The sequence below is a fragment of the Roseicella aerolata genome, from assembly GCF_020523605.1.
Lineage (GTDB): Bacteria > Pseudomonadota > Alphaproteobacteria > Acetobacterales > Acetobacteraceae > Paracraurococcus > Paracraurococcus aerolatus.
In genome coordinates this window covers 111,927-117,926 of sequence record NZ_JAJAQI010000017.1, presented here as the reverse complement: position 1 = coordinate 117,926, position 6,000 = coordinate 111,927, and the positions used below count along the sequence as shown (strand labels likewise).

Genomic DNA, 6,000 nt, shown 5'->3' with positions numbered 1-6,000 from the left:
ACATTCCTACGCGTTACTCACCCGTCCGCCGCTGCCGTTGCCGGCCGCGCGACTTGCATGTGTTAAGCATGCCGCCAGCGTTCGCTCTGAGCCAGGATCAAACTCTCAGGTTCATCAGCCCTCCAGCACCCCTAAGGCACCTCAGGCCATACCCGCGAACTCACATCCAAAACCCACTCCCATCGCCACCCAGCCATTCCCCACAAAACCACCAGGAAACAGACCCCGCACAACAACACCCACACCAGCAGGACCAACCCCACCAGCGCAGCGCCGCCCGCGCATCCCACCCCACCAGCCCCGCCCAAACCGAACAGAACCCACAGAGCAGAACACACCCACGGAAAGCCCACCACCCAGCCATCCCTCAACAAGGAATAACCAAACAGCAACGCATCCACTGAACGCGCTTCCAAAACCGGATATAACTGTCAATGAACGGCTTCCCTGCCGCCGCTTCAGGGCACCGCCCTTGCGCGATCAGCACTAGACCCTGCCGGGTGGGAAACACCGCCTCTTCGGCGGGGCCGAGAACTTAGTGAAGGAAGACACCAAGGTCAAGGCACTTTTTGCGCCCCGCCGCGGAACCAACCGTGCCGCGGCGAGGAGGCGGCTTCTAGGGTCAGGCACCGGGCCTGTCAAACTCTTTTCTCGCAGTCGCGTTGTAGCCTCAACTCATCTCGTAACCGGATAGTTCAACCTGTTGACTTGGCGTGATTCTCCCTGACAGGGTTGCGCCATATTTCAGCCCTGGGAGGGGTTTTCCATGCTGCATCGCATCCAGCGCCATGGGCGCTGGCTGGCCCTCGCTTGTCTCGCTGCCGGCGGAACCGCCGTGCCTGCCCTGGCGGACCCGATGCCGCCGGGATACCGGCAGGTCCTCGCCACCGGCGCCACCGCCAATCCGGCCCGCCCGAACGCCACCATTCGTACCGTGACCGCGCGCCGCGGCCAGACCATCGCCCAGGTGCTGACCGCTGCCGGCCTCGAACGGCGGGAGGTTGAGCCGGCGATCTCCGCCCTCTCCTCCCTCCTGCCGGCCCGCGCCGCCCTGCCGGCGGGGCAGGAAGTGATGCTCCGCCAGGCACCGCAGGATGACGCACTCCTCGCGCTGACGCTAGAGGCGCATCCGGGCCGCACCGTCACCGTTACCCGCACGCCGACCGGCTGGACGACGCACGAGGCCTTCGCCGGCCAGCGCCGCCACCTGGCCCTCGCGGGCGGCGCGATCCGCAGCGACCTGCTGGATGACCTCCTCGCCGCCGGCCTGCCGGAGACGCTCGCGCGCGAACTGGTGCAGGGCCTCGCGCATGAGCTGGACTTCCAGCGCGAGCTGCGGCGCGGCGACAATTTCACCGTCCTGTTCGAACGCTTCCGCGACACCGCGGGCGGCCTGCTGGGCGAGGGCCGCGTGCTGCATGCCGGCTTCTCCCTGGCCGGCCGCACCCTCTCCTTCTGGCGCTACGACACGGAAGCGGGCCCGGAGTGGTTCGACGACCAGGGTCGCAGCCTGCGGCGCGCCTTCCTCCGCACCCCGCTCGAAGGGGCACGCGTCACCTCGCATTTCGGCATGCGCTCCCACCCCGTGCTCGGCTTCACGCGCCAGCACCAGGGAATCGACTTCGCCGCGCCGACCGGCACGCCGGTGCTGGCGGCGGCGGATGGCGAGGTCACGCAGATCGGCTGGATGAAGGGCTATGGCCGCATCATCACCCTGCGGCATGAGGAAGACCGGCTGACGCGCTATGCGCATCTCTCCGCCTTTGCGCCGGGTCTCAAGAAAGGGGACCGGGTGCGGCAGGGCGAGCTGATCGGCAAGGTGGGCAGCACCGGCATGGCGACCGGCCCGCACCTGCATTACGAATTGGTCGAGGCCGGCCGGCCGATCGACCCGGCGCGCGCGCGGACCCGGCCGGCGAGGGTGCTGGCCGGCGAGGAGCTGCTGGCCTTCCAGGCGGTGCGGCAGGGCCTTGCCGTGCAGGTCGCGCAGCTCGCGCCGATGCAGGAGGTGGCCGCGGCGGACTGATGCCCGGCGCATGACCTCCCGACCCGCGGCCCGCAGCCAAGGCCCGGAGGGCCACCGGCGCCCGAGGCCGCATTAGGGCGCCAGCATTCTTGCGGGACGGCATGAGATCCCCGGGCAGGAGATCCGGGGCTTCGCGCGACGCGCCCGGTAACGGCAGGGAAGGCTGGTGGAGCGGCCACCCCGCCCCCGAAGAGAGGGGCCGGCGCAACGGCCCGCCCCTCCCCCGCCATGCCGGGACGCCGCTCCGCCCCCCCGTGACGGGATGCGCCAGGCCGAGATGGCCGGCGCAGGGCCGGCCATGTCGGATACCGGGTGTGCAGGGCGCGCGGCGCGTCCCCGCCGGGGACGCGCCGCGGCCTGATCAGGCCGCCTCGGCCAGTGGCTCGGAGGCGATCTCCAGCCCGTCGATGCCCGCGGTGACCCGCAGCACCTCGCCGTCCTGGATGCGGCCTTCCAGCAGCAGGTTGGCCAGCTTGTCCTGCAGGTTCCGCTGGATCACCCGCTTCAGCGGCCGCGCGCCATAGGTCGGGTCGTAGCCGGCCTCGGCCAGCCATTCCCGGGCGCTCTCGTCCAGCTCCAGCCGGATCTTGCGATCCTCCAGCAGCGCCCGCAGCCGGGCCAGCTGGATATCGACGATCGCCGCCATGTCGCCGCGCGCGAGGCGCCGGAACAGCACGATCTCATCCAGCCGGTTGAGGAATTCCGGCCGGAACCGGTCCCGCACCGCCCGCATCACCGCCGGCCGCGCCGCCTCGATATCGGCCGATTCGGGCAGTTCGGCGATGGCCTGGCTGCCGAGATTGCTGGTCAGCACGATGATGGTGTTGCGGAAATCCACCGTCCGCCCCTGGCCATCCGTCAGCCGCCCGTCATCCAGCACCTGGAGCAGGATGTTGAAGACATCCTCATGCGCCTTCTCCACCTCGTCGAAGAGGATGACCTGGTAGGGCCGGCGCCGGATCGCCTCGGTCAGCGCGCCGCCCTCGTCATAGCCGACATAGCCCGGAGGGGCGCCGACCAGGCGGGAGACCGCGTGCTTCTCCATGTATTCCGACATGTCGATGCGGGTCATCGCCCGCTCGTCGTCGAAGAGGAAGCTCGCCAGCGCCTTCACCAGCTCGGTCTTGCCGACACCGGTCGGGCCGAGGAAGAGGAAGCTGCCGATCGGCCGGTTCGGGTCCTGCAGGCCGGCGCGCGCCCGGCGGACGGCCTTGCTGACCGCCTCCAGCGCCTCCTCCTGCCCGACCACGCGGCGGCGGAGCTGGTCCTCCATCTTCAGCAGCTTGGCCCGCTCGCCCTCCAGCATCTTCTCGACCGGAATGCCGGTCCAGCGGCTGACCACGGCGGCGATGCCCTCCTCGGTCACCGCCTCGTTCACCAGCCGGGCATCGCCGTCGCCGGCGCCCGCGATCTGCTTCTCGAGGCCCGGGATGACGCCGTATTTCAGCTCACCGGCCCGGGCGTAGTCGCCGCGGCGCTCCGCCAGCTCCAGCTCGGTGCGGGCCTTGTCCAGCTCCTCCTTCGCCTTCTGCGTAGCGACGACCTTGCCCTTCTCCTCCTCCCAGCGCTGGGTCATCTCGCGCGAGCGCTCCTCGAGCTCGGCCAGGTCCTTCTCCAGCTTGGCGAGGCGATCGCGGGAGGCCGCGTCATCCTCCTTCTTCAGCGCCTCGCGCTCGATCTTCAGCATCATCAGCCGGCGGTCGAGCTCGTCCAGCTCCTCCGGCTTGCTGTCCACCTGCATGCGCAGGCGGCTGGCGGCCTCGTCCACCAGATCGATCGCCTTGTCCGGCAGGAAGCGGTCGGTGATGTAGCGGTTCGAGAGCGTCGCGGCGGCGACCAGCGCGCTGTCGGTGATGCGGACGCCGTGATGCGTCTCGTACTTGTCCTTGATGCCGCGCAGGATGCTGACCGTGTCCTCGACGCTCGGCTCGCCGACGAAGACCGGTTGGAAGCGCCGCGCCAGCGCCGCGTCCTTCTCGACATGCTTGCGGTACTCATCCAGCGTCGTCGCGCCGATGCAGTGCAGCTCGCCGCGGGCGAGCGCGGGCTTGAGCAGGTTGGAGGCGTCCATCGCGCCCTCCGCCTTGCCCGCGCCGACCAGCGTATGCATCTCGTCGATGAAGAGGATGATGTCGCCGGCGGCCTCCTCGACCTCCTGCAGCACGCCCTTCAGCCGCTCCTCGAACTCGCCGCGGTATTTCGCGCCGGCGACCATCGCGCCGAGGTCGAGCGCCATCACGCGCTTGTCCTTCAGCGCCTCCGGCACGTCGCCCCGCACGATCCGGAGCGCGAGCCCCTCGACGATCGCGGTCTTGCCGACGCCCGGCTCGCCGATCAGCACCGGGTTGTTCTTGGTGCGGCGCGCGAGCACCTGGATGGCGCGGCGGATCTCCTCGTCACGGCCGATCACCGGGTCGAGCTTGCCGGTGCGCGCCGCCTCGGTGATGTCGCGCGCGTATTTCTTCAGCGCGTCGAACTTCTCCTCGGCATTCTGGCTGTCCACCTTGCGGCCCTTGCGCATGTCGGCAACGGCGGCCTCCAGCCGCTGCGCATCAGCGCCGGCCTGCTTGAGGATGCGGCCCGCGGGCGCGTCGGAGGCGGCCAGCGCCACCAGCAGCCGGTCCTGGGCGACGAAGCTGTCGCCGGCCTTCTGCGCCTGCTGCTGCGCGGCATCCAGCACCCGGACGATGTCGGGGGTGAACTGCGGCTGGCCGGCGCCGGCGCCGCTCACCTTGGGCTGGCGCCCGATCTCGGCATCCACGGCCTGCTTGGCGCGGGCGGGATCGCCGCCGGCCGCGCGGATCAACCCGGCCGCGGCCCCCTGCTCATCATCCAGCAGCGCCTTCAGCAGGTGCTCCGGCGTCACGCGCTGGTGGTATTCGCGGATGGCGATGGTCTGCGCCGCCTGCAGGAAGCCCTTGGCGCGATCGGTGAATTTCTCGATATCCATGCGTTGCGTCCCTCATCCGGAGGCGACCGGCCCCGGCCATCCCTGAAGAGGCGATGGCGGGGACCAAGTTCGCCCGGGATGTGGTATTCCGCCTTGCGGTGGTTCAAGGTCCCCGGCACGGGCACCGAGAGGAAAATGTTCCGATGCGCGTCGAGCACATCTATCGCTATCCGGTGAAGGGCCTGACCGCCGAGGCGTTGGAGGAGGTGGTGCTCACGCCTGGCCAGTGCCTGCCGCATGACCGCCGCTTCGCCCTGGCCCAGGGCGATGCCCCCTTCGACCCTGCGGCGCCCACCTGGCTGCAGAAGCGGCATTTCGGCTGCCTGATGGCGAATGCGAAGCTGGCCCTGCTGCACTCCGCCTTCGACCCCAGGACCGGAACGCTGGCGATCCGCCCGCCCGAGGGCCCGCCGCTGCTGGCCAGCACCCGCACCGAGGCCGGCCGGGCGGAGATCGCCGGCTTCCTCTCGGCCTTCCTGGGGGAGGAGGCGCGCGGCACGCCCCGCTTCGTCGAGGCGCCCGGGCACAATTTCACCGATGTCGCGGCGAAATGCGTCTCCATCATCGGCCTCTCCAGCCTGCATGCCCTGGAGCAGAAGGTGGGGATGCACCTGGACCCGCTGCGCTTCCGGGCGAACATCTATGTCTCCGGCTCTCTGCCATGGGCGGAGTTCGACCTGCTGGGCCAGGAGGTGCTGCTGGGCGGCGCACGGCTGCGGGTCTTCAAGCGCATCATCCGCTGCCCGGCGACCGAGGTGAACCCGGAGACGGCGGAGCGCGATGCCGAGCCGCCGAAATGGCTGCGCGAGCATTTCGGCCATGCCGATCTCGGCGTCTATGCCGAGGTGCTGGAAGGCGGGCGGATCGCGGTCGGGGACTCGCTGGAGCCGACGGAGAGCGAGCTGCTGCACTGACGGGGCGCGGCGCATTGCCGGTGGCGGGCGCCGTCGGCGCCGCCCCTCTCGACCGGGCACCTCGCCTGTCCGGCAGCCGGCGAGCCATGGGGCATTAACAAATCAGTCAT

The 6,000-nt window shown here is 70.0% G+C and carries 3 protein-coding genes and 1 rRNA gene; 2 read left to right on the top strand and 2 right to left on the bottom strand.

Features of this window, described 5'->3' with window-relative positions; translation table 11 throughout:
* A 16S ribosomal RNA gene (locus LHA35_RS13090) occupies nucleotides 1-113 on the bottom strand; the annotation flags it as partial.
* Between the two features lie 653 nt (nucleotides 114-766).
* On the opposite strand from LHA35_RS13090, the gene LHA35_RS13085 reads away from it, so the two are divergent.
* The gene (locus LHA35_RS13085) at nucleotides 767-2,026 is read left to right on the top strand and encodes a M23 family metallopeptidase (protein WP_226608716.1); all 1,260 of its coding nucleotides are present in this window, start codon (nucleotides 767-769) and stop codon (nucleotides 2,024-2,026) included.
* Nucleotides 2,027-2,387: 361 nt separating this feature from the next.
* Here the strand turns inward: LHA35_RS13085 and clpB are convergent, their stop codons facing one another.
* The gene (gene clpB, locus LHA35_RS13080) at nucleotides 2,388-4,976 is read right to left on the bottom strand and encodes an ATP-dependent chaperone ClpB (protein WP_226608715.1); all 2,589 of its coding nucleotides are present in this window, start codon (nucleotides 4,974-4,976) and stop codon (nucleotides 2,388-2,390) included.
* Nucleotides 4,977-5,119: 143 nt separating this feature from the next.
* Here clpB and LHA35_RS13075 point away from each other — a divergent pair, with 143 nt between their 5' ends.
* On the top strand, nucleotides 5,120-5,890 hold the full coding sequence (locus tag LHA35_RS13075; RefSeq protein ID WP_226608714.1) for an MOSC domain-containing protein: 771 nt from the start codon (nucleotides 5,120-5,122) through the stop codon (nucleotides 5,888-5,890).
* Nucleotides 5,891-6,000: the final 110 nt, after the last annotated feature.